At 69.6% G+C, this 20,268-nt stretch carries 25 protein-coding genes; 11 read left to right on the top strand and 14 right to left on the bottom strand.

The annotated features are described in order from the left end of the window. Positions 1-6: 6 nt before the first annotated feature. From ACFOWZ_RS05335 to ACFOWZ_RS05325, 3 genes are all read left to right on the top strand, one after another. On the top strand, positions 7-645 hold the full coding sequence (locus ACFOWZ_RS05335; RefSeq protein WP_382369614.1) for a hypothetical protein: 639 nt from the start codon (positions 7-9) through the stop codon (positions 643-645). A 71-nt stretch (positions 646-716) separates the two neighbouring features. Next, entirely contained in the window at positions 717-1,652 is a 936-nt protein-coding gene (locus tag ACFOWZ_RS05330) for a CPBP family intramembrane glutamic endopeptidase (RefSeq protein ID WP_382369611.1), read from the top strand. 4 nt (positions 1,653-1,656) lie between these two features. Beyond that, the gene (locus tag ACFOWZ_RS05325) at positions 1,657-2,301 is read left to right on the top strand and encodes a hypothetical protein (protein ID WP_382369608.1); all 645 of its coding nucleotides are present in this window, start codon (positions 1,657-1,659) and stop codon (positions 2,299-2,301) included. Between the two features lie 15 nt (positions 2,302-2,316). Here ACFOWZ_RS05325 and ACFOWZ_RS05320 read toward each other — a convergent pair whose 3' ends face one another. The 7 genes from ACFOWZ_RS05320 to ACFOWZ_RS05290 form a co-directional block, all read right to left on the bottom strand. Then, positions 2,317-2,889 carry a TetR/AcrR family transcriptional regulator gene (locus tag ACFOWZ_RS05320; RefSeq protein ID WP_382369605.1) on the bottom strand — a complete coding sequence of 191 codons (573 nt, stop codon included), beginning with the start codon at positions 2,887-2,889 and terminating at the stop codon, positions 2,317-2,319. After that, positions 2,876-3,706 (bottom strand): alpha/beta fold hydrolase, encoded by an 831-nt coding sequence (locus ACFOWZ_RS05315; protein ID WP_382369602.1) that lies wholly within the window; start codon positions 3,704-3,706, stop codon positions 2,876-2,878. Before ACFOWZ_RS05315 ends, ACFOWZ_RS05320 begins: the two co-directional genes overlap by 14 nt. Positions 3,707-3,742: 36 nt before the next feature. Continuing rightward, positions 3,743-4,972 (bottom strand): wax ester/triacylglycerol synthase domain-containing protein, encoded by a 1,230-nt coding sequence (locus ACFOWZ_RS05310; RefSeq protein ID WP_382369599.1) that lies wholly within the window; start codon positions 4,970-4,972, stop codon positions 3,743-3,745. Between the two features lie 21 nt (positions 4,973-4,993). Next, positions 4,994-5,725 carry a pyruvate formate-lyase-activating protein gene (pflA, locus tag ACFOWZ_RS05305; protein WP_382369596.1) on the bottom strand — a complete coding sequence of 244 codons (732 nt, stop codon included), beginning with the start codon at positions 5,723-5,725 and terminating at the stop codon, positions 4,994-4,996. Beyond that, positions 5,722-7,974, bottom strand: a complete 2,253-nt coding sequence (gene pflB / locus ACFOWZ_RS05300; RefSeq protein ID WP_382369593.1) for a formate C-acetyltransferase — start codon at positions 7,972-7,974, stop codon at positions 5,722-5,724. Before pflB ends, pflA begins: the two co-directional genes overlap by 4 nt. Before the next feature lie 115 nt (positions 7,975-8,089). Beyond that, positions 8,090-8,443 (bottom strand): hypothetical protein, encoded by a 354-nt coding sequence (locus tag ACFOWZ_RS05295; protein ID WP_382369590.1) that lies wholly within the window; start codon positions 8,441-8,443, stop codon positions 8,090-8,092. Beyond that, positions 8,440-9,048 (bottom strand): hypothetical protein, encoded by a 609-nt coding sequence (locus tag ACFOWZ_RS05290; protein ID WP_382369587.1) that lies wholly within the window; start codon positions 9,046-9,048, stop codon positions 8,440-8,442. Before ACFOWZ_RS05290 ends, ACFOWZ_RS05295 begins: the two co-directional genes overlap by 4 nt. 107 nt (positions 9,049-9,155) lie before the next feature. Between ACFOWZ_RS05290 and ACFOWZ_RS05285 the strand changes: the two genes are divergently transcribed. Then, a complete protein-coding gene (locus ACFOWZ_RS05285; RefSeq protein WP_382369584.1) occupies positions 9,156-10,271 on the top strand; it encodes a lycopene cyclase family protein in 1,116 nt (371 codons plus the stop codon). Here ACFOWZ_RS05285 and ACFOWZ_RS05280 read toward each other — a convergent pair. Next, the gene (locus tag ACFOWZ_RS05280; protein WP_382369581.1) at positions 10,268-10,405 is read right to left on the bottom strand and encodes a hypothetical protein; all 138 of its coding nucleotides are present in this window, start codon (positions 10,403-10,405) and stop codon (positions 10,268-10,270) included. The two genes, ACFOWZ_RS05285 and ACFOWZ_RS05280, sit on opposite strands and share 4 nt — an antisense overlap. A 147-nt stretch (positions 10,406-10,552) precedes the next feature. Between ACFOWZ_RS05280 and ACFOWZ_RS05275 the strand changes: the two genes are divergently transcribed. The 5 genes from ACFOWZ_RS05275 (at position 10,553) to ACFOWZ_RS05255 (ending at position 14,447) form a co-directional block, all read left to right on the top strand. Next, on the top strand, positions 10,553-11,458 hold the full coding sequence (locus tag ACFOWZ_RS05275; RefSeq protein WP_382369578.1) for a universal stress protein: 906 nt from the start codon (positions 10,553-10,555) through the stop codon (positions 11,456-11,458). A gap of 78 nt (positions 11,459-11,536) precedes the next feature. Next, the gene (locus tag ACFOWZ_RS05270; protein ID WP_382369575.1) at positions 11,537-12,097 is read left to right on the top strand and encodes a CBS domain-containing protein; all 561 of its coding nucleotides are present in this window, start codon (positions 11,537-11,539) and stop codon (positions 12,095-12,097) included. Between the two features lie 72 nt (positions 12,098-12,169). Further along, the gene (locus ACFOWZ_RS05265; RefSeq protein ID WP_382369572.1) at positions 12,170-12,607 is read left to right on the top strand and encodes a universal stress protein; all 438 of its coding nucleotides are present in this window, start codon (positions 12,170-12,172) and stop codon (positions 12,605-12,607) included. Further along, on the top strand, positions 12,604-13,062 hold the full coding sequence (locus ACFOWZ_RS05260; RefSeq protein ID WP_382369569.1) for an OsmC family protein: 459 nt from the start codon (positions 12,604-12,606) through the stop codon (positions 13,060-13,062). The genes ACFOWZ_RS05265 and ACFOWZ_RS05260 overlap by 4 nt, the downstream gene beginning before the upstream one ends. Continuing rightward, positions 13,062-14,447 carry a DUF4389 domain-containing protein gene (locus tag ACFOWZ_RS05255; protein WP_382369566.1) on the top strand — a complete coding sequence of 462 codons (1,386 nt, stop codon included), beginning with the start codon at positions 13,062-13,064 and terminating at the stop codon, positions 14,445-14,447. The genes ACFOWZ_RS05260 and ACFOWZ_RS05255 overlap by 1 nt, the downstream gene beginning before the upstream one ends. Positions 14,448-14,534: 87 nt before the next feature. On the opposite strand, the gene ACFOWZ_RS05250 is transcribed toward ACFOWZ_RS05255, so the two are convergent. The 6 genes from ACFOWZ_RS05250 to ACFOWZ_RS05225 form a co-directional block, all read right to left on the bottom strand. Then, positions 14,535-15,272 (bottom strand): calcium-binding protein, encoded by a 738-nt coding sequence (locus tag ACFOWZ_RS05250; RefSeq protein WP_382369563.1) that lies wholly within the window; start codon positions 15,270-15,272, stop codon positions 14,535-14,537. Between the two features lie 47 nt (positions 15,273-15,319). Then, positions 15,320-16,252 carry a hypothetical protein gene (locus ACFOWZ_RS05245; protein ID WP_382369560.1) on the bottom strand — a complete coding sequence of 311 codons (933 nt, stop codon included), beginning with the start codon at positions 16,250-16,252 and terminating at the stop codon, positions 15,320-15,322. Further along, positions 16,185-17,276 carry an AI-2E family transporter gene (locus ACFOWZ_RS05240; RefSeq protein WP_382369557.1) on the bottom strand — a complete coding sequence of 364 codons (1,092 nt, stop codon included), beginning with the start codon at positions 17,274-17,276 and terminating at the stop codon, positions 16,185-16,187. The genes ACFOWZ_RS05245 and ACFOWZ_RS05240 overlap by 68 nt, the downstream gene beginning before the upstream one ends. Continuing rightward, on the bottom strand, positions 17,273-17,926 hold the full coding sequence (locus ACFOWZ_RS05235; protein WP_382369554.1) for a LiaF transmembrane domain-containing protein: 654 nt from the start codon (positions 17,924-17,926) through the stop codon (positions 17,273-17,275). Before ACFOWZ_RS05235 ends, ACFOWZ_RS05240 begins: the two co-directional genes overlap by 4 nt. Beyond that, on the bottom strand, positions 17,923-18,177 hold the full coding sequence (locus ACFOWZ_RS05230) for a DUF4342 domain-containing protein (protein WP_382369551.1): 255 nt from the start codon (positions 18,175-18,177) through the stop codon (positions 17,923-17,925). The genes ACFOWZ_RS05235 and ACFOWZ_RS05230 overlap by 4 nt, the downstream gene beginning before the upstream one ends. Positions 18,178-18,275: 98 nt before the next feature. After that, complete coding sequence (locus tag ACFOWZ_RS05225; protein ID WP_382369548.1) at positions 18,276-19,427, bottom strand: site-2 protease family protein; 1,152 nt, start codon at positions 19,425-19,427, stop codon at positions 18,276-18,278. A gap of 162 nt (positions 19,428-19,589) precedes the next feature. Between ACFOWZ_RS05225 and ACFOWZ_RS05220 the strand changes: the two genes are divergently transcribed. Both ACFOWZ_RS05220 and ACFOWZ_RS05215 read left to right on the top strand, forming a co-directional pair. Continuing rightward, positions 19,590-19,841 (top strand): hypothetical protein, encoded by a 252-nt coding sequence (locus ACFOWZ_RS05220; RefSeq protein ID WP_382369545.1) that lies wholly within the window; start codon positions 19,590-19,592, stop codon positions 19,839-19,841. A 1-nt stretch (position 19,842) separates the two neighbouring features. Then, the coding region (locus ACFOWZ_RS05215) for a GerMN domain-containing protein (RefSeq protein WP_382369542.1) at positions 19,843-20,268 on the top strand (426 nt) is incomplete at its 3' end.

Genomic DNA, 20,268 nt, shown 5'->3' with positions numbered 1-20,268 from the left:
GGCATCGTGAGCAACGCCCTTCGTCACGTCTTCGCCGCCGAGCTGCGCAAGCTGGCAACACTGCCGGCGGTGCACACCACCGTTGCGATCACAGTCCTCGCCACACCGGGTCTGGCTTGGGCAGCGGGCTTCCGCGCGGTGGAGTACGGCCAGCTCGGCCTCATCCTGCTCGGCATCCTGACTGCGGCGGGTGAGTACGGCGGACGCCAGATCCGCACCAGTCTGTTGAGTGTCCCGAACCGGCCGTTGTTGTTGTCCGGAAAGGTTCTCGCCTACCTCGCCGTCGCCACCCCGACAACATTGCTCACCGGCGCACTGTCCATCGTGGCCGCCGAGGCGTCTGGCACCGCACTACCCGGCACCACCGTCTACCTGGTCGTGATCGGACTCCTCGCTCTCGCCGTCGCCGTGTTGCTGCGCAGCGTCGTCGGCGCCGTCGCGACGTTGGTGACGTTCGTGTTCGTGGTGTCCCCACTGCTGGCGGCGGCCACGGACGTTGCCGAGTACCTCCCGGACCGCGCGGGGGCGAGCCTCTACCGGCCTGGCGTCCTCTCCGCGTGGGAAGGAGGTGCGGTGATGGCTGCGTGGCTCGTGATCACGTGCGCGGTCACCGTGATCACGTTCACCAAGCGAGACGCGCGGTAGAGCAGACTCCACCCCGAGAACGGCCCTTGACTGCACTGACTCCCGCAAGATCGATTTCTAGTCTTCCGACCATGACTTCGATCCCTGTCGCGGACTCCGGCCGCGTCGCTTCCAGCGGCTGGCAGGCGCTGGTCCAGCGCTACCCGCTGATCACGTTCTTCACCCTGGCCAACGGCATCAGCTGGCTGGCCTGGGTGCCCTACATCCTGTCGTTGGACGGGTTCGGCGTCCTGCACTTCCGGTACCCGGACCTGTTGATGGGCAACCAGCTCACCGCGATCCTGCCCGGCGCGTACCTCGGCCCGCTGACCGCCGCGTTCACCGTCACCGCCGTGACCGAGGGCCGCGAAGGTCTCCGGCGGTGGCGCAAGCGGCTCTTCCAGTTCCGCGCCGGCGTCCCGTGGTACGCGTTCGCTCTGTTGGCCGTCCCCGTGGCGGTCCTGCTCGGCACGCTGGCGGTGACCGACGGCGAAGGCTTCCGGGCGCCCTCGCTGATGGTGCTGGCCGTCTACGTGCCGATGCTGGTGCTCCAGTTCTTCACGACCGGCCTCGCCGAGGAACCCGGCTGGCGCGACTTCGCCCTCAGCCGCCTGCAGCAGCGCCACCAGCCGATGATCGCCACGTTCGTCCTCGGCACCCTGTGGATCATCTGGCACCTGCCGCTGTTCCTCACCCCCTGGGGAGGCCCCGACGTCACGGCCGAAACGCTCGTCCGGTTCGCCGTCATGGCCATGGAGATGAGCTTCCTGATCACCCTGGTCTACAACAAGGGGCGCCAGAGCCTGCCCCTGGTCATGCTGCTGCACTGCTCGATCAACAACTTCCAGACCGTCGCCTTCTCCGAGTTCTTCCCCGATGGCGGCGAAGAACTGCTCTGGGGGCCTGTGCTCGGCCTCGGCGTGCTGAGCCTCGTCGTCATCGTCGTCACCAGGGGACGGCTCGGCTACACAGGTGGCGTCGGCAAGGGAAAGTCGGGTGTGCCGAGCGCCGGGACCGTGCAACCCTGAGGACGTGCTGCTGAAGTTGACGGGGTCGAGCTGTTCGGGCAAGTCCACACTCGCTTTTGCCGTGGCAGACCGGCTCCGCGACGTCGTCGTCCACGATTTCGACGAGGTCGGTGTGCCGCGGGACGCCGACCCCCACTGGCGCCACCGCAACACCGAGCTGTGGGTGCGCCGCGCACTCGAGTACCAGGAACGCGGACTGGACCTGCTGCTGACCGGACAGTCCCCACTGGGCGAGGTCCTGGCGGCTCCCTCCGCACCGGAGGTGGACGGGATCGCGCTCTGTCTGGTCGATGTGGACGACGAGATCCGCCGCGCCCGGCTCGCCCACCGCGACTCCGGCCGGTGGGACTCGAAGGCGGTCGACGCGTTCCTGGGCTGGGCCGCCTGGCATCGCGGACACGCCAGGGATCCTCGGCACCTCCCCGAGGCCATCACCAACGGCAGCGCCCCGGACATGGCCTGGCACCGCTGGACCGACTGGACCGCAGGCGATCCGCGGTGGAGCACCCACATCGTCGACACCACCGACGAGCCCGTGTCCCGGTCTGTCGACGAGATCGAACAGTGGGTGGTCGAACAGCGTGCCGCACACCGATCCGGCCGGCTTCCCCTGACGCACGGCTGGGTCGATCGAACACACTCCGGCTGACGTCGGCCGGATCTGTCACGCGGCGTGGCGGAGGCCGTGGTCGATCAGGTCGATGAGCCACTCGAAGCTCTCGCCGACGTCGGTGGACCACTGGAAGCCGCCGGCGGCCTGGAGATCCGCGAAGCCGTGGAAGAGGCTGCGCAGCGCACGCAGTGCGTGGGTCATCTTCTCCGGAGAGATGTCGTATCCCCGCAGGACGGCTGCGAAGGGGCCGAGTCCGCGCGAGGCGGCGATCGCGATCGGGTCGTCGGGACCGGTCGGAGCCAGCCCGAGGGTGGCGGCGTAGCGGCCGGGGTGGGTGAGCACGAAGTCGCGGAGCGCGTGTGCGGCGGCTGCCAGCGCGTCGCGTCCCGCGCGGCCCCGGGTGGCCGTGCCGATGGCGTCAGCGATCTCCACGTAGGCGAGGGCTGCGATCCGGCGGATGAGGTCGTCCTGGCCGGCGATGTGCTTGTACAGGGACGGGGCACGCACTCCGAGTCGTTCCGCCAGCCCGCCCATGGTCAGTTCGGTGAAGCCGATCTCGTCGGCCAGTGCGGCGCCGGCCGCGGCGATCGTGTCCGCGTGCAGGCCCGCCCTAGGCACGGACATCGGCCAGGAACGTCAGGATCGCGGTGAGAGTCTGCCGGGGGAACTGGACGTGCGGGTAGTGCCCGGCACCCTCGATCATCTCCAGCTTGCCCAGGCCGGCCGGGAGATCGGCGATGACGGCCTCGCCCTCCGCCAGCGGCGAGGCCCAGTCGGGATCGTGCGTTCCCTGGACGACGAGTACCGGGCAGGTGACGTTGGCCAGCTGCTCGCCGGCGTCGGCGGGGGAGGTCTTGCCCATCGCCTGGAGGACCTTCATGCGTGCGGGCTCGCTCAGCATCGCGGTGATCTCCGCCAGGCGGGCGTCCCAGTCCGCCGGTTTGGTGCCGGGGTAGGCGATGTCCAGGTACTTGGCCCACTGGTTGGTGCTGCCGAGGACGGCGGTGCCCAGGAGGCGGGTCATGCCGCGGCGGTAACCGCTCACCCGCAGGTCGGACAGCCGGACCTGCTGCTTGCGGGTGAACGGCGCGAGTTCGACCAGCGCGGTGACCAGTTCCGGTGCCTTCGCCGCGGCGATCGTGGCCGCGCCGCCCGAGATGGAGTGGCCGACCAGCACAGCGGGCCCGCCGAGGTGCTTCACCAGGGCGATCAGGTCCTGCGCGAGATCGGTGCGGGTGCAGGAGGACCAGCTGACACTCGACTCGCCGTGGCCGCGCAGATCCGTTGCGGCGACCCGGAATCCTGCTTCGACCAGCGCGGGTGCGAGGAACCGGTAGGCCTTGCGGCTGTCTCCCATGCCGTGGGCGAGAACGATCAGCGGCCCGGTGCCGGTCACCTCGTACGCGATTGTCCCGCCGTCGACGTTCAGGAACTCGGTCATGTCTGTCTCCACACGGTCGCTGGCTAATGGCATTAGCTAAAAGCTATCATGATTAGCTAACGCGTCAAGCCCCTCCTGCAGCGCCTGGGTCAGTTCGGGCAGGTCGGGTACGTGGTCGGGGTCGGCGACCACCGTGACGGTGAACGTGTCGGTGTAGGAGAGGGCTGCGAACGCCACGGTCACGTTGCCGGTGGTGGCGGACAACGGGATGAGGCCGGTGATCGTTGCGCCGCCCAGGCGCATGGGGTGATCAGGCCCGTGCACGTTGGTCACGACGGTGTGCACCATGCGCTGGTGGTTCATGAACCAGTCCGCCACTCCGAACGCCTTCAGCGCACGGAAGATCGGGGTGGCCGACGTGACTGATTTCTTGTGCGACCTGGTGATGGCGGCGATGCGGGTCAGCCGCGACCAGTGATCACCCCCGGTCGGCAGCGCGACGGGCATGACGCCGGTGCTGTTGCCGAGGTGAGTGGCCGTGGTCGAGCGGCGCGTCGAGACGGGAATCGAGACGACCAGCTCCTCGACGTTCTCACCGCGTTCAGCCAGCAGCGTGCCCAGCGCGCCTGTGACGGCGGTGAGCAAGGCGTCGTTGACCGTGCCTCCGCAGCTGTGTGCGGCAGCGTGCAACCGGGAGACGCTCGTTCGTGCCATGGTCTGCTGCCGTCGGGGGCCGGTCGGTTGGTTCAGGGAGCAGCGCGCGCCGAGTGACGGACGCTGCAGCCTGGGAAGCGAGAAGTGCCGAGGCAGTCTCAGCCACGCGTCCTCGGCCAGTTCACGGCGGGTGGGCGCGGGAGCGGGAAATGCTGCGGTCTCGGTGGGAGGTGCTCCGTCGACCAGGTTGGCCAGCACGGCGAGGCCGCCGATGCCGTCCGACAGCACGTGGTGGAACACCAGGATCAGCGCCGCTCTGTTCTCCGCCAGCCCGGTGACCAGCGTCGCGGACCAGAGCGGTGACGAGAGCGGCAACGGACGGGTCATCAGGGCGGAGGCGATGTCCAGCAGCGCTGTCTCATCGCCGGGACCAGGGCAGGCCACCTGGTGCACGTGCCCGGTGATGTCGAACTCGGTGTCGTCGACCCAGATGGGACGGCCGCATCCGAACGGCGTCCTGACCAGCCGTCGGCGCAGTCGCGGAACACCGCGGATGCGGTCCGCGAGCAGGGATTCGACGTCGCCGGGATCCCGTTCGAGCACGATCACTGCGCCGACCTGCATGCCCGAGTTCAGCGACATCACGTCGTCGGAACTTGTCCGGTCGATCAACGGAACTCCTCGTCGTCGGAGTCAGTGCACCGGCACTCCGCAGGCGGAGAACTGGTCGCGAACCCGCTGAATCAGCGCGGTGTCCGGCGTGGGCACGTTCTCCAGGGGAAACGGGATGCCGAGTTCGGCGTACTTCGGCGCGCCGAGTTTGTGGAACGGGAGGACCTCCACGCGCTCGACGGCGTCGAGCGTGCTGACGAAGGACGCGATGCCCTCGACGTTGTCGACGGCGTCGGTGTGGCCGGGAACGAGGACGAACCGAATCCACATCGGCTTGCCCAGGGCCGACAACCTGCGAGCGAACTCCAGCGTCGGCGTGACCTCGCCGCCCGTGACGTGCCGGTAGACGACCGGGTCCCAGGACTTGATGTCGAGCAGCACGAGGTCGGTGTCGGCAAGAAGCTCATCGGTCGCTCGCGCGCCGAGGAATCCTGAGGTGTCGAGGGCGGTGTGCAGGCCGAGTTCCTTGGCGCGGTGGAACACGGCGGTGGTGAAGTCGGGCTGCAGCAACGGTTCTCCGCCGCTGATGGTCATGCCGCCGCCGGCGACCTCGATGAACCGGCGGTACTTGGCCATCTCCGCCACCACGTCCTCGACGGTCATGCGGTGGCCGTCGCGCATGTGCCAGGTGTCGGGGTTGTGGCAGTACAGGCAGCGCAGCGGGCACCCGCTCAGGAAGAGCACGAAACGGGTGCCCGGTCCGTCGACCGCGGTTGCGATGTCCCAGGAGTGGACGGAGCCGGTGGTGCTCACAGCGACTCGTGGAAGGTGCGGTTGATGACGTCGCGCTGCTGTTCCGGCGTGAGGCGGATGAAGTTCACCGCGTAGCCGGAGACGCGGATGGTCAGCTGCGGGTGGTTTTCCGGGTGTGCCATGGCGTCGAGCAGGGTTTCGCGGTTGAGGACGTTGGCGTTGAGGTGGAAGCCGCCGGCGTCGGTGTACGCGTCGAGCACGCCGACGAGGTTGGTCACCTGCTCGTCCGCGGTCTGTCCCAGGCCGGACGGTGTGATGCTCGCAGTCAGGGAAATACCGTCCTGCGCCTGGTCGTAAGGGAGTTTGGCAACCGACAGGGCCGCGGCGACGAGGCCGTGTCCGTCGCGGCCGTTCATCGGGTTGGCGCCGGGTGCGAACGGTTCGCCCGCGCGCCGGCCGTCGGGGGTGTTGCCGGTGTGCTTGCCGTAGACCACGTTCGAGGTGATCGTGAGGACGGACTGGGTGTGCACGGCGCCGCGGTGCGCGGGATGCTGCCGGACCTTCTTCATGAAGGACTCGACGAGTTCCACCGCGATGGCGTCGGCGCGGTCGTCGTTGTTGCCGTACTTCGGGAAGTCGCCTTCGACGGCGTAGTCGACGGCGAGGCCGGTCTCGTCGCGGATCACTCGCACGCGGGCGTGTTCGATCGCCGAGAGGCTGTCGGTCACGACCGAGAGTCCGGCGATGCCGCAGCCGAGCAGGCGTTGGACGGGGTGGTCGTGCAGCGCCATCTCGATGCGTTCGTAGGCGTACTTGTCGTGCATGAAGTGGATGATGTTGAGCGCTTCGACGTAGGTCCTGGCCAGCCAGTCGGTCGTCCGGTCGAACGCGGCGCGCACCTCGCGCGGGTCGAGGTACTCCGAGGTGATCGGTGGGAAGGCCGGCGTCACCTGCACGCCGGACACCTCGTCGCGGCCGCCGTTGATCGCGTAGAGCAGGGCCTTGGCGAGGTTGACGCGGGCTCCGAACAGCTGCATCTGCTTGCCGACGCGCATGGCGGAGACGCAGCAGGCGATGGCGGTGTCGTCGTCGAAATGCGGTCGGATCAGCTCGTCGTTCTCGTACTGGATTGAGCTGGTGTCGATGGAGACCCTGGCGCAGAACCGTTTGAAGCCCTCCGGCAGGCGCGGGGACCAGAGCACGGTCAGGTTGGGCTCAGGTGCGGGGCCGAGGTTGTACAGGGTCTGGAGGAACCGGAAGCTCGTGCGGGTGACCAGCGGGCGACCGTCGCAGCCCATGCCGCCGATGGACTCGGTCACCCAGGTCGGGTCGCCGGAGAACAGCTGGTCGTACTCCGGTGTGCGCAGGAACCGCACGATCCTCAGCTTGATCACGAGGTCGTCGACGAGCTCCTGCGCCTCGCTCTCGGTCAGCCGGCCCTCGTCGAGATCGCGCTGGAGGTAGACGTCGAGGAACGTCGAGGTGCGGCCCAGTGACATGGCGGCACCGTTCTGCTCCTTCACCGCGGCGAGATAGGCGAAGTAGAGCCACTGAACGGCTTCGCGGCCAGTGGTGGCCGGCCCTGAGATGTCGCAACCGTAGGAAGCCGCCATCTGGCGGAGCTCTTCGAGCGCACGGAGTTGCTCGGCGACCTCCTCGCGATCCCTGATCACGTCCTCTGTGGACCACAGTTCGTCGAGGGCCGCGCGTTCTGCCTTCTTCGCGGCGACGAGCCGATCGATGCCGTAGAGCGGAACACGGCGGTAGTCGCCGATGATCCGGCCGCGCCCGTAGGCGTCGGGGAGCCCGGTGATGATGCCTGCCTTGCGGGCACGGAGGATTTCGGCGGTGTAGGCGTCGAAGACACCGTCGTTGTGCGTCTTGCGGTAGCGGGTGAAGATCTCCCGCACCTGCGGATCGAGCTCATAGCCGTATGTCTTGAGGCCTGACTCCACGATGCGCAGCCCGCCCTGGGGCATGATCGCGCGCTTGAGCGGAGCGTCGGTCTGCAGTCCCACGACGATCTCGTGGTCGCGGTCGATGTAGCCGGGTGCGTGCGCGGTGATCGACGACGGGGTGTGCGCGTCAACGTCGTGGACGCCGCGGGCGCGTTCCTCGACGAACATCTCGCTGAGCTGCCGCCACAACGCGGTCGTGCGCGGCGTCGGGCCGGCCAGGAACTCGGCGCCGCCGCCGTAGGGGGAGTAGTTGGCTTGGATGAAGCCGCGCACGTCGATCTGGTCGCACCACGGCCCGTCTCGGAATCCGCGCCAGGCGGTGTTGGTCGTGAGTTGCGCTGTCGCCGTCATCGAACCTGCGCCTTCCTCTGAATGCATTCGGGTTCATCCCGATTTCATGCTTCTCGTCGTGGTTGCCGGTATGCAGGGGCTGCGGACCTGTCGTGCGGGCGTCGAAGGTCCCGGGTCACTCCCAGAGCGCGGGACGCAGCCGGCCTGGAGCCGGGTCGGCGAGTTGCCGGTTGCCGTGCCACAAGATCGCTGTGCAGACGGCGATCACGACGGCGAACAGGTCCACGTAGAGGAGGAACGCCGAGTTGTGCGGTACCCCGAAGGCGTAGACGAGGTACGTGTAGGCGATGTAGCCGAGCAGCCCGAGCCACAGCAGGTGTCCTGGTAGCGAACCCGTGCGGTAGGCGCGCTCGGAGAACAGCCCGTAGAGCGTGGCGCCCACCAGCACACCCGCCAGCGACCAGGTGGCGAGGCTCGTCCACAGCGGCCTCAGCCGGGTGGTCGCGGCTGTGGCCGGTGCGGCAGTCATGTCAGGTGCCGTGGCAGGAGGCGGACGAGTGCGAAGCCGGTGATCGCGGCCATCGTGGCCGCCATGAGCAGACCGCCGACGGCGCCGATTCCGGCGATGAGCGCGACTTGCTGGCCGGGTTGCCACAGGGGAGTGGTGAAGGCGGTGAACACGATCAGCCCGCCGCACCACGCCACCGCGTTGGCCCACACCCAAGTGAACGCTCGGTCGACGTGGTGGCGGAGCACCAGCCACTGGCCGATGCCGATGGACAGCAGTACTCCCGCACCGGCCACCGTCGCGAGCGGAAGCAGCACCCCGAGCGGCAACGTGCGAAGTGGTTCGCCGTAGTGCACGGCCAGCATGGCGACGGCCCAGGCGAACCCCGCGGCCAAGGCGGTGACGCCGATCCAGTCACCCGGCTCGAGCCCGCGGACGGCGCGGCGCAGGACGAGCCACTGCGCCGCACCGAGCACCGCACCCTCGGTGATGCCTGCGAGAACGAGCAACGGCGCGGACGACGTCAGAGCGCCCGTGACCGCAGGGGCGAGGAAGCCGGCGAACTCGCCGGCGGTCACCCAGAGGAACCAGGCCGTCCACGTGCTGGTCGTCTGCTTGGTGCTCATGCCTCAACGGTGCGGCAACGGCGTCGGAGCACGCAGGGACGAAGGTCCTCACATCGACGGGCGCAATGCCGTTTCCCGTGCGACGGTCCGGCGATGAGAGTGGTGTGATGACGCGCATCGTGATCGCCGGCGGAGGGATGAGCGGGCTCAGTCTCGCGGCGCACCTCGCTGTCGCGGACCACCGGCATCCCGTCGTCGTGATCGATGACGGTAGTCGTCCGCTGGACGCCATGACGTGGGCGTCGTGGAGTTCCAGGCCTGGTCTGCTCGACGCGGCGGCCAGCAGGTGGTTCGACAAGATCCGTGTGCACGTGAACGGCCGCACCACGGTGCTGCGGCTCGGCAGGTACCGCTACCGCGTTGTGCGGGGCGCCGACCTCGCCGCTGTGGTCCGGAGGTACACGGATCCCCTGCGGCACTTCACGTACGAGCGCGGACACGTCGACGGCCTCACCGACGGCGGACTGATCGTGGACGGACGTTTCCTGCGTGCCAGGTGGGTGTTCGACAGCGTGATCGGGCCGGAGGACGAGCCACCACCCGACGGCGAGCTCGTGTTCCGCGGCTGGCGGGTGGCGAGCGAACGGGCGGTGTTCGACCCGGAGATCCCGACGCTGTTCGACTTCCGCACCTCGCAGGCGCACGGGGCGAGCTTCGTCTACGTGCTGCCCGAGGACGCTCATCACGCGTTGGTCGAGCACACCTCGTTCGTCCCTCCGGGAACGCCACCGGACGAGACCGCGCAGAAAGAGGCGCTCGCCGAATACCTGGGGGAGGTCGCCGGCGCGGGCCACTACGAGATCGACCGGGAAGAACACGCGGTCCTGCCGTTGCGCGCGGCACAACCAACGCGGCAGCACGACCACGTGCTGACGATCGGCGCACGGGGCGGGCTGCTGAAAGCCTCGACGGGCTTCGCCTACGAGCGCGTGCAGCGGGACAGCGCCGCGATCGCCGAGTCGATGCAGCGGCACGGCCACCCGTTCGACCTGCCGCGGGCACCGGCGAGGTTCAGGCTGTTCGACGGCGTGCTGCTCGACGTCGTCACCCGCGAACCGACGCAGCTGGAGCGGGCGTTCGGCGCGTTGTTCCGCTACCGCACGGCAGAGCCCGCGTTGCGCTTCCTGGACGAGGAAACCGTTGTGCCGCAGGAGCTGCAGTTGTTCGCGGGCATGCCGGCGGCGACGTACCTCGCGGCCGCGCGGCAACGTCTCACCCGCTAGGGCCGATGATGCGTCTCGTGCCACCACACCACGATGATCGTGGCCGCGACGGTGAGAGCAGCCCACAGCAGCAGCATGAGAACGGCCGCCGCGAACCCTCCCAAGCCGGCTGAGCTGCCGTTGTACCAGTGCATCGAACGCTCCTCGGGCCGTGACTGCGGTTGACGGCGACGGTTCGAGACTCGCGGCTCGGTGCGGGTGCGGAGCAGGGGCGAAAGGCCTGGGCGGGGCAGGCCCGTTCGCCCTGCCCAGGCCGCGCCGCAGAGCGAATCGTGTATCGCATGCGAGGAACTTCCCGTGGCGACAGGCCGAAATCTCCTTCCGCGCCGATCGTGGTGGGCGTCGACGGTTCCGCTTCCGCGCTCGCCGCGGTCAGCTGGGCCGCGGCCGAGTGCGCGCGGCACCACGTGCCGCTGCGGCTGGTGCACGGCTTCATGCTGCCCACCAGTGACTACCCGGAAGTCCTTGTGACCAGCGCGGAGGTGCTGCACGCGATCGAGCAGCAGGTTCGCGACTGGCTGACCGAGGCGGCAGCGGCCGCCCGTGCGACGGCCCCGGACGTGGAGATCACGACGGAGATCCTGTGCTGCGGCGCGGCGGGTCTGCTCATCGAGGAGTCGAGGAAGGCCCGGCTCGTGGTGGTCGGTTCGCGGGGGCTCGGCACCGTCACCGGGCTGCTCGTCGGTTCCACCGCGGTGGCGTTGACGGCGCACGCGCACAGTCCGGTGATCGTGGTGCGCGGGACGGAGACAGCGCACGGTCCGGTCGTCGTCGGCGTGGACGGCTCACCGACGAGCGAGGCGGCGCTGGCGTTCGCGTTCGACGAGGCCTCGACCCGCGGTGCGGTGCTGGTCGCGGTGATGACCTCGCAGGACTTCACCGTCGACAGCGCCTACAACGTGTCGCGCATGGCCGTCGACTGGGCGCAGGTGGAGGAGGACGAACGCAGGTTGCTCGCGCAGCGGCTGGCCGGGTGGCAGGAGAAGTACCCGGACGTGGACGTGCACCGCGTGGTGCTGCGGGACCGGCCGGCGCGGGCGCTGATGCGGTACGCGGCCCAGGCGCAGCTGCTGGTCGTCGGCAGCCACGGCCACGGCGGGTTCACGGGCATGCTGATCGGCTCGACGAGCCAGGCGCTCGTGCACCACGCACCGTGTCCTTTGGCGATCGTCCGCCCGGTGAAGTGACGGCCGGGACCTACGTCACCGCCACGTGATGGCCAACCGCACTGCCCGCGCGAACCCCGGCGATCGAAGCTGAGCGGTATGAACGCTGCAGATGTGATGACCAGCCCGGCGGTCGTGGTCAGCCCGGCCACCACGGTTCGCGAGGCGAGTGCCGTGCTGGGCGATCACGGGTTCTCGGCCTTGCCCGTGGTGGACGACGAAGGTGGCCTGGTGGGCATCGTGTCCGGCGCCGACCTGCTGATGGCGGGTATGACGCCGGAAACCGCGAACAGTCCGGTGGCGCGGGTGATGCGCAAGTCCGTGATCAGCGCGCCGATGTCGGCGACACCGGCGGAGCTGACCGCGACCATGTTGTCGCAGAGGCTCAGGTGCCTTCCGATCGTGTCGAACGGGCAACTGCTCGTCGGGGTGGTGAGCCGCAGCGACCTGCTGCGCATCCTGACCCCGGCCGACGCCGTGCTCGCGGCGCGGGTCGACGCGGCGTTGCGGTCGTACAGCGGCAGTCCGCGGTGGACGGTGGAGGTGCACGACGGCGAGGTCAGCGTGTCCGGGCCGTTCGCGGACGTGGCCGAGCGCAAGGTGGTCGAGGCTCTCGTGCGCACGGTGCCCGGCGTGCGCGGGACGCAGGTCGCGTCCTGAGGACGAAGGTCCCGAGCAGGGCAGGCCCCGGGCCACTGACCGGCACGCGCGCCTACCGCGACGCTGAAGTACATGAGCGATGACGAACTTCGGCCGATCGTGGTCGGCGTCGACGGGTCGGCGGCCGGTGCGGCGGCACTTCGCTGGGCCGCCGAGGAAGCACGTCAGCACGGCTGCCCGATCGACGCCGTCTCCGTGTGGCACATGGACTACGGCGTGATGATGTCGCCTGGAGCCGCCGCCTCCGGGCTGGACCCGGCGAGCATCGAGGCGGCGAACCGGTCCGTGCTCGACGCGGCGACGGCCGACGTCGACGACGTGGACGTGCGGCGCATCCTCATCGAGGGCGACGTGAAGAAGCTGCTCGTCGAGATGTCCCGGGACGCGCGGATGCTCGTCGTGGGCAACCGGGGGCACGGCGCGGCGGTCGAACTGCTCCTGGGATCGGTGAGCGCCTACTGCGTGCACCACGCCAGTTGCCCCGTCGTCGTGATCAAGGAGTCGTCATGAGCTCGGGCCTGCACCGTCTCACCGTCGAGCACGTCCGCGGCGACGAGTTCGTGGTCCGGCTCCGTGCCCACGAGTTGCACACCGACCAACCGGACACCGACCGCGGGCCGTCACCGATCGAGCTGTTCGTGGTGTCGCTCGCGACGTGCGTCGCCCACTACTCCGGGACGTACCTGCGCCGGCACGAGCTCTCGGACGCCGGGCACGTCGTGCACGCCGAGTACGAGATGGCGACCGACCGGCCGGCCCGCGTGGCCGAGATCCGCGTCACCGTGCAGGTCAAGACTTCGCTGACGCCGCAGCAGAAAGCAGCGCTGCAGGCTGTCGCGAACCACTGCACCGTCCACAACACGCTCCGACAGCCGCCGGCGGTCGAGATCCGGGTCGACTCCGGTGACGAGGGTGATCCCGCCGAACGAGCACCTGCCGGGCGAGGAAACGCAGGGAGGCAATGATGACGACTGCTGCCGCCGGTTATCCGGTGCACGTGCACGCGCGACTCGACCCCGGCCTGAGCCGGTGGTTGTGGCTGGTGAAGTGGTTCCTCGCGATTCCGCACTACCTGGTGCTCGCGTTCCTGTGGCTGGGGTTCGCGGTGTTCAGCGTGGTGGCGTTCTTCGCGATCCTGTTCACCGGCCGCTATCCGCGCGCCCTGTTCGACTTCAACGTCGGCGTGCTGCGCTGGTCGTGGCGCGTCGCCTACTACACCTACGGCGCGCTGGCGACCGACCGCTACCCGCCGTTCAGCCTCGGCGCCGAGCCGGATTACCCGGCGACGCTCGACATCGCCTACCCGGAACACCTGTCCCGCGGGCTGGTTCTGGTGAAGTGGTGGCTGCTCGCCGTTCCGCACTACCTGATCGTCGGATTCTTCGTCGGCGGTGGCACGTACGTCACCTACCAGGCGGGGGAGACGATCCGCAACGCGGGCGGCGGCCTGATCGGCCTGCTGGTCGTCTTCGCGGGCGTGGCGCTGCTCTTCACCGGCAAGTATCCGAAGAGCCTGTTCGACTTCGTGCTCGGCATGGACCGCTGGGCGCTGCGCGTGGCCGCCTACGCCGGACTGATGACGGACGCCTATCCGCCGTTCCGGTTCGACTCCGGCGGCGACGAACCGGGCACGACGACGATCGACCAGGCGCCACCCGCTCCCGCGCCAGGACATCCCGGCTGGACGCCGGGGCGCGTGATCTCGGTGGTGATCGGGGCACTGCTGCTGATCACCGGTGCCGCGATCGGCGGCACGGGTGGGTTCGGGCTCTGGGCCGACTCGACGCAACGCGACGCGGCCGGGTTCCTCAGCACCCGCGCGGAGTCGTTCCGCGGCACGGGCTACGCACTGGAGTTCGGCACGGTGGAACTGCGGTGGACGGACGCGGACTGGGGGCTCGCGGACAGCTGGCTCGGCGAGGTCCGGGTGAAGGCGGACGACGACGTGTTCATCGGCATCGCCAGGACGGACGACGTCACGCGTTATCTGTCCGATGTGGAGCACGACGAGGTGACGATGGCGCAGTCGCGGGTGAGCTACCTGCACCGCGGCGGCGGCGCGCCCGCCGACCCGGCAACGCAGACGTTCTGGGCGGCCTCAGGCACCGGTGAGGTGACCTGGCGAGCAGACCAGGGCAACTGGACCGCCGTCGTTCTGAACGCCGACCGCTCGCGGGTGGTCGACACCCGTCTCGCGGCGCAGGCCGAAGTGCCCGCGCTGCGGCCGGTGTCGATCGGCCTGATCGTCGGTGGCGGCGTGCTGGCGGTGCTGGGACTGGTCCTGATGCTGGCGGCCGCGCTCACCGCCGGCCGGTCCCGGCGCGACGGCACGGCGGCCTCGGTGACGTAGTCGCCGACGGATCCGTCCAGGTGTGGCCGTGGTCGTGGATTGACGCGAACACGGCCACACAGGCGTGGAACGAGGCGGAGCCACTTCTCAGAAGATGATCTCGCAGTTGGACAGCGACTCGAACCGCGAGTCGCAGCGATCGGCCTGACCGGCTCCACCGTCTCCGACGTCCAGCCCGGACGGGTCGGTGAGCGTGTCGTTGCCCGCATCACCGTTGACGACGTCGTTCCCGGCACCGCCGTCGAGGTCGTCGACGCCCGCACCGCCGTTGAGGCGGTCGTTGCCGTTGTCGCCGTTCATCCGGTCCGCGCCGTTCTGGCCGTTCAAGGTGTCGGCGCCGTTACCACCGTTGACGGAGTCGGCTCCCGCACCGGCGTTGACGGTGTCGTCGTCCGGACCTCCGTCGATGGTGTCCGCGGCCGCGCCCCCGTTGAGGGTGTCGTTGCCGGCGGCGCCGTCGAGGCGGTCCGGGCCCTCGCCACCGAGAAGCGTGTCGTTGCCCGCTTCGCCGTTGAGGGTGTCGGCTCCTGCCTCTCCGCTGGCCCAGTCGTTTCCGTTGCCGCCGAAGAACTCGTCGGCACCGGCCCCCAGGCACGCCGTGTCGTTTCCGTTGAGGCCGAACACGACGTCGTCGCCGCCGAGGGTCACGAACACGTCCGGACCGTTGGTGCCGAACAACACGTCGTCGCCGTTCGTCCCGACCTGCGTCGCGGCCAGGCCGTTGCAGGTGGGCGGCGGCTGCGCGGAGGCGGTGCCGATCGGCCAGAGCACCAAGCCCGCGGTCGCGAGGAGAGCGGGCACCACTGATCTTCGCCAGTTGTCCATGCCAGCAGTCTCTTGCGGTGCGGGGTGGTCTCCCAAGTGGCCAAATCTCAGCGCGTGCGGCGCATCCACGTGCTGCCCAGGCTGGTGGCGAGCAACACCGCACCGGCCACGAGGAGCAGCACACCCCCGCCCACGGCGCCATCGGTGAGGTCCCACACCACTTCCGGCACGACGATCGTCGTGGCCACCACGCCCGCCACGAGCAGAACCGTCGACCGCATCCCGAAGTAGGTGACGAAGCAGACGAGCGCGAGGCAGCCGGTGAGCGCGTAGGCCACCGGCGCATGGCCGGCCAGCAGTTGCTGCGCGCCGAACAGGGCTGTGGCGGCACCGACGGCGAGCGCGAGCTGGGCGGGCCGCAGAACGTCCACAACGGACAGGAACATGCCGATGACGCCGAGTGCGAACAACGCCGCGCCGCCGGGAAGCGCGCTGTCGGGTGCCAGCTCGGTGATCCACGCGATGACCGCGAGGATCGCCGCCGCTGCCAGCGTCAAGTAGCCCAGTGCGGTGGTGACCAGGACGTACGCGGCGGCCGCCGCGACGAGACCCGTCGTCGCTCCTACCACGAACTCGTGTGAACTCGCTGCCGTGCCGGCGGTGAACGCGGCTGTCACGGCGGCGAGCGAGAAGAGTGTGCTCACCACCCGCCGCCTGCGGTGCGAGACCGTCCGCACTGCGGACACTGAGCCCGCCACGACGACAGCGGCGACGATCAGTGCCGCGGTGGCCCCGCCGAGCACCGCGACCTTCGCCGGCCTGGTCAGGTCCTCCCAGGACACTCCGAGCACCAGTGCGGCACCGCCGAGCACCAGTCCTCCGCCGAGGTACGCGGCGATCTCGGCGATGCGATCGGCGACACGAGGCGGTACCCCGGTGTCCTCGAGCGCCGCGATCACCGCGCCTTCCTGCTCAGCCGACAGCACTCCGCGCGTCGTCAGCTCGTGCAGTGTCGCTTTCTGCCGTGCGGTCAGCGCCATGGTCGCCATCCTCTCGATGCCAGATCTCCCGTGCGGTCAACACGACCGGGACGGCGAACAACGCCCCGACCACGCCCGCCAGCACCACACCGGTCGCGACGGCGACGATGACGGTCAACGGGTGCAGCCGCACCACCCTGCCGAGCAGGAACGGTTGCAGCACATCGCCTTCCAGCTCCTGAACGGCGACCGTCAGCGCGAGCACGAGCAGTGCGGAGACCGGGCCGCCGGTCACCAGAGCGACGAGCACGGCGGCACAGCCCGCTACGAATGCTCCCGCATATGGCACGAACGCGCCGAGGAAGACCAACGACGTCAACGGGATCGCCATCGGAACACCGATGATCGCGAGCCCCGCGCCGATGGCCACGGCGTCCACGACCGCCACCGCGAGCGTGGCTCTGGTGAATCCCGACAGCGCGTGGAACACCCGTCGTCCGGTCTGGTCGACACGCTCGCGCACGCTTTCCGGCACGATCTGGACGGCGTTGCGCCAGAGCCGATCGCCGTCGTAGAGGAAGAAGTACAGGGCGAACAGGCTCAGCACCACACCCGCCAGCGCGGTGCCCACCGCGGCGGCGGTGGCGGTCGCACCGCCCAGGATGCGCTCGGTCTGGCCGGTGACGAGGCTGAGCAGGTTGTCGACCGCGGCGTCGATCTGCGGCTCGCTCAGCGAGAGCGGTCCGTGCACGAGCCAGTCGCGGGTCGCCACGACGGCGTCGCGCAGTGCGGCACCGATGCCACCGGCACCGCTCACCAGCGCGTCGACGGTGAACGCCAGCATGCCACCGAGAAGTGCCAATGAAGTCAGCAGCACCAGCCCGGCGGAGAGTGCCCGCGGCACTCGGCGCCGGTGGAGCCAGGACACCGCGGGCCACAGCAGCGCCGCGAGGAGCACGGCCACCGCCAGTGGGATCAGCACCGCGGCCAACGCCGCCGCGACCCGCCAGCAGACGTACGCGAGCGCCAGCAGCACCAGTGCGGCAATTCCGCCCCGGCTCCACCGGCGCAGGCGGTCGGTCATGGTTTCGGTTGGTTCGCGACCACGACGGCACCGAACAGCGCCGTGCCGTTCACGGTCAGCACCGGCGCGTCATCGGGGAGTTCGCGCTCGTCGTTGCTCGTCTTGTCGTCGATGCCGCCCATGAACGGCAGACCGCCGACCGAGACGCGCCAGCCCTCGGGCACGAGGACGTCGACTCCGCCGAAGAGCGCGAACGCGTCGATGTCCGCGTCCTTGTCGATGTGCGCCTCCCGGAGGTCGAGCGTGGCGCCTCCGAAGATGGCCGACACGTCGGCGTGCCGCAGGTGCTTCGACCGCTCCTTCGTGCTGGCACCGCCGAACATCGCGATGGGCGTGCGAGTCCCGTGGTGCCGGCGCAGGCCGACGAGCACCGCGATCCCCACCCCGGCGAGCACCGTGGGCAGCAGGAGGTCTCCGCTCGTCCAGTCGAGAGTGCCCGCGAGCAGCACGAGGCCGAGCACCACGATCACGACCGGCCCGAGCGACACCCGGCGTTCCGCGATCACGGCGACGAGCCCGAGAACGATCACCGCGGCCGGCCACCAGTCCGCGATGACCGAACCGGAGTCGAGCACGCCGACGGCGTCGAGGATGCCGAACACGCCGAGTGCGAGCAGTACCAGCCCGATCCACAGCCGCACGGGTTTCACGGCTGCTCTCCCTGGCGTTCGACCTCGATGGTCCAGTCGCTCGCGAGTGCGGCGATGGCACCGACGGCCGTCACGACGGGCGCGGCGATCGCGGCCACCACACCCGCGGTGACCGGGACCTCCATCACGGTGTGTCCCTTGTCGTTCTTGATGATGACGCGCCGGACGTTGCCCTCGTGGATGAGCTGCTTGGCCTTCTCCACGAGTGCGTCGCCGCGCAGGCGGGTCTCGGACTTCTGTTCGATGGACATGGTTGGTCTCCCTTCCACCACAACGGTCTCCCTGCGCGCGGCCGCAGGGCAGTGACCTTCGGTCCCGTGTGCGGGGCCGTCGGCCACTGCTGCGGACCTCATGACGTCACCTCGTGACGGGTGATCGGCGCGCTGCGGGACAGCTCCAGCGCCCACGCCACGTCCTCGGGTCCGACGACGCCCACGAGGTGCTCGTCGCGCAGGACGAGCACGAGATCCCGTCCCTGTCTGAGCGGCGCCTTGCCGAGGACGTCGAGCAGCTGTTCGTCGGGGGACGCGACGGTCTCCGCTGACGGAGCGCGGCACACGTCACCGATCCTGGTGTTGAGCGGGTCCGGCACGCGGACGAGCTCTGCGAGGCCGACGGATCCCACGACGGCACCGTCGAACGACACCACCGCGAACACCAACCGGTGCGGGCCGGTGGCGAGGCTGTCCAGGAACGTCCGCACGGTCCACCAGCCCGGCGCGATCGGAGGGTCCTGGACCATGACGTCACGCACGCGCACGCCGCCGAGCCGGTGCTTCGTCTCGTTCGCGGACTGTTCCGCCGCGCTGCTCACGGCCAGGTAGGCACCGAGCAGCACCAGCCACAGTCCGGACAGCGCGCCGGCGAACACCTGCATCAGCCCGAACGCGACCAGCGCCAGGCCGAAAGCCCGGCCCGCCAAGGCCGCCGTCTTCGTGCCGCGATGTTCGTCGCCCGTGCGCCACCACACCGCTGCCGCGAGCACACGACCGCCGTCCAGCGGTGCGGCGGGTACCAGGTTGAACACGGCCAGGACGCCGTTGGTGATCGCCAGCCACAGCAGGGGAGAGGCGATGAGCGCGGGCGCGCCCCACGCCGCCAGCCCGGTACCGGCTGCGCCCGCGAGGACCGCGACGACCACACTCGTCGCCGGGCCCGCCACGGCGATCAGGAACTCGGCCCTCGGGCTGCGCGGCGAGGACGACAGCCGCGACACGCCACCGAGCAGCCACAGGTCGATGCGGTCGACGCCGATGCCGAACCGTTGCGCTGTCAGTGCGTGTGCGAGCTCGTGAGCCAGCAACGACAGCATGAACGCGAGTGCGGACAGCACGCCCGCGATCCAGTAGACGACCACGGCGTGGCCCGGTGCCGCCTGCGGAAGCACGGACGTCGCGACGATCTGAGCGATCACGATCACCGCCACGAGCGTGGACCAGTGAGCGCCGACCGCGACGCCGCGCAGCCGCCCGAGCGGAACTGAAGGCAGTCCGGTGTTCATGGGACCAGCGTCCCGATCCGGCCGGGGCGAGGAGCAGGGACCGAGGTCTGTCCCGTCCGCGGCAATGGTCCCGGACTGATGGTCACCTTGTGTTCTGCGTCACGTCCGCGGTGAAGAGCAGGCTCACCTCAGTTGCCGGAAACGCGGAGGAAGGGGAGCGACATGACCACCAACGGCTACACGGCGAGGCATCGGGCGATGCTGCAGGCGATCGCGGACGGACGTGGCGAGCTGGTGTGCGGGCGCACCCCGAGCCTGAGCGTCGATGGCCTGTGGTGTGACTTCACCGCCACGGTCGAGCTGTTCACGGGCGGATTGTTCCGTCCTGCGCGGGAAGCGGCGTTCGGCAAACCGGCGCCGGCCGTGCTGACCGCGTCCGGTGTCCAGGTTCTGCGCTCGTTGGCGGTGGCGTGACATGACCAGACGAACGCGGATCGTCATCGCCGCAGTCGCCGCCACGACCGTTGTCCTGGGTCTCGTCGTCGTGCTGGTCACGGTGCGCGGCGACCGAACGGAACCGGCGGCGCCGAACTCCACGACCACGACCTCCCAGAGCGGCGAGACCACGAACTTGCTCGTGTACTTCCACCGGGGCGCTCCGGGTGATCCGGGTCAGGTCGTCGCGGTGCGGCGGTCGGTGCCGAAGACGGTGGCGGTCGCGACCGCGGCGCTGAACGAGCTGCTGCCCGGACCCACCGCGGCGGAGCAGGCCGACGGTTACTGGTCGATGTTCGTGCCGGGAACGGCGCGTGCGCTGAAGAGCGTGCGGGTGGCGGACGGCGTCGCGCACGTGGACTTCCGCGACTTCCGCGACACCATCCCGAACGCGAGCTCCAGCTTC

The sequence above is a fragment of the Lentzea rhizosphaerae genome, assembly GCF_042649515.1.
Lineage (GTDB): Bacteria > Actinomycetota > Actinomycetes > Mycobacteriales > Pseudonocardiaceae > Lentzea > Lentzea aerocolonigenes.
Note: the sequence above shows the minus strand (reverse complement) of the source record. Positions and strands in the feature narration are given on the sequence as shown.

Excerpts from the sequence above, each read along its gene's own strand:
- ACFOWZ_RS05330 (WP_382369611.1), top strand. The coding sequence starts at position 717 with ATGACTTCGATCCCTGTCGCGGACTCCGGCCGCGTCGCTTCCAGCGGC.
- ACFOWZ_RS05320 (WP_382369605.1), bottom strand. The coding sequence starts at position 2,889 with ATGTCCGTGCCTAGGGCGGGCCTGCACGCGGACACGATCGCCGCGGCC.
- ACFOWZ_RS05315 (WP_382369602.1), bottom strand. The coding sequence starts at position 3,706 with ATGACCGAGTTCCTGAACGTCGACGGCGGGACAATCGCGTACGAGGTG.
- pflB (WP_382369593.1), bottom strand. The coding sequence starts at position 7,974 with ATGACGGCGACAGCGCAACTCACGACCAACACCGCCTGGCGCGGATTC.
- ACFOWZ_RS05295 (WP_382369590.1), bottom strand. The coding sequence starts at position 8,443 with ATGACTGCCGCACCGGCCACAGCCGCGACCACCCGGCTGAGGCCGCTG.
- ACFOWZ_RS05290 (WP_382369587.1), bottom strand. The coding sequence starts at position 9,048 with ATGAGCACCAAGCAGACGACCAGCACGTGGACGGCCTGGTTCCTCTGG.
- ACFOWZ_RS05285 (WP_382369584.1), top strand. The coding sequence starts at position 9,156 with ATGACGCGCATCGTGATCGCCGGCGGAGGGATGAGCGGGCTCAGTCTC.
- ACFOWZ_RS05280 (WP_382369581.1), bottom strand. The coding sequence starts at position 10,405 with ATGCACTGGTACAACGGCAGCTCAGCCGGCTTGGGAGGGTTCGCGGCG.
- ACFOWZ_RS05275 (WP_382369578.1), top strand. The coding sequence starts at position 10,553 with ATGCGAGGAACTTCCCGTGGCGACAGGCCGAAATCTCCTTCCGCGCCG.
- ACFOWZ_RS05270 (WP_382369575.1), top strand. The coding sequence starts at position 11,537 with ATGAACGCTGCAGATGTGATGACCAGCCCGGCGGTCGTGGTCAGCCCG.
- ACFOWZ_RS05265 (WP_382369572.1), top strand. The coding sequence starts at position 12,170 with ATGAGCGATGACGAACTTCGGCCGATCGTGGTCGGCGTCGACGGGTCG.
- ACFOWZ_RS05260 (WP_382369569.1), top strand. The coding sequence starts at position 12,604 with ATGAGCTCGGGCCTGCACCGTCTCACCGTCGAGCACGTCCGCGGCGAC.
- ACFOWZ_RS05255 (WP_382369566.1), top strand. The coding sequence starts at position 13,062 with ATGACGACTGCTGCCGCCGGTTATCCGGTGCACGTGCACGCGCGACTC.
- ACFOWZ_RS05250 (WP_382369563.1), bottom strand. The coding sequence starts at position 15,272 with ATGGACAACTGGCGAAGATCAGTGGTGCCCGCTCTCCTCGCGACCGCG.
- ACFOWZ_RS05245 (WP_382369560.1), bottom strand. The coding sequence starts at position 16,252 with ATGGCGCTGACCGCACGGCAGAAAGCGACACTGCACGAGCTGACGACG.
- ACFOWZ_RS05240 (WP_382369557.1), bottom strand. The coding sequence starts at position 17,276 with ATGACCGACCGCCTGCGCCGGTGGAGCCGGGGCGGAATTGCCGCACTG.
- ACFOWZ_RS05230 (WP_382369551.1), bottom strand. The coding sequence starts at position 18,177 with ATGTCCATCGAACAGAAGTCCGAGACCCGCCTGCGCGGCGACGCACTC.
- ACFOWZ_RS05225 (WP_382369548.1), bottom strand. The coding sequence starts at position 19,427 with ATGAACACCGGACTGCCTTCAGTTCCGCTCGGGCGGCTGCGCGGCGTC.
- ACFOWZ_RS05220 (WP_382369545.1), top strand. The coding sequence starts at position 19,590 with ATGACCACCAACGGCTACACGGCGAGGCATCGGGCGATGCTGCAGGCG.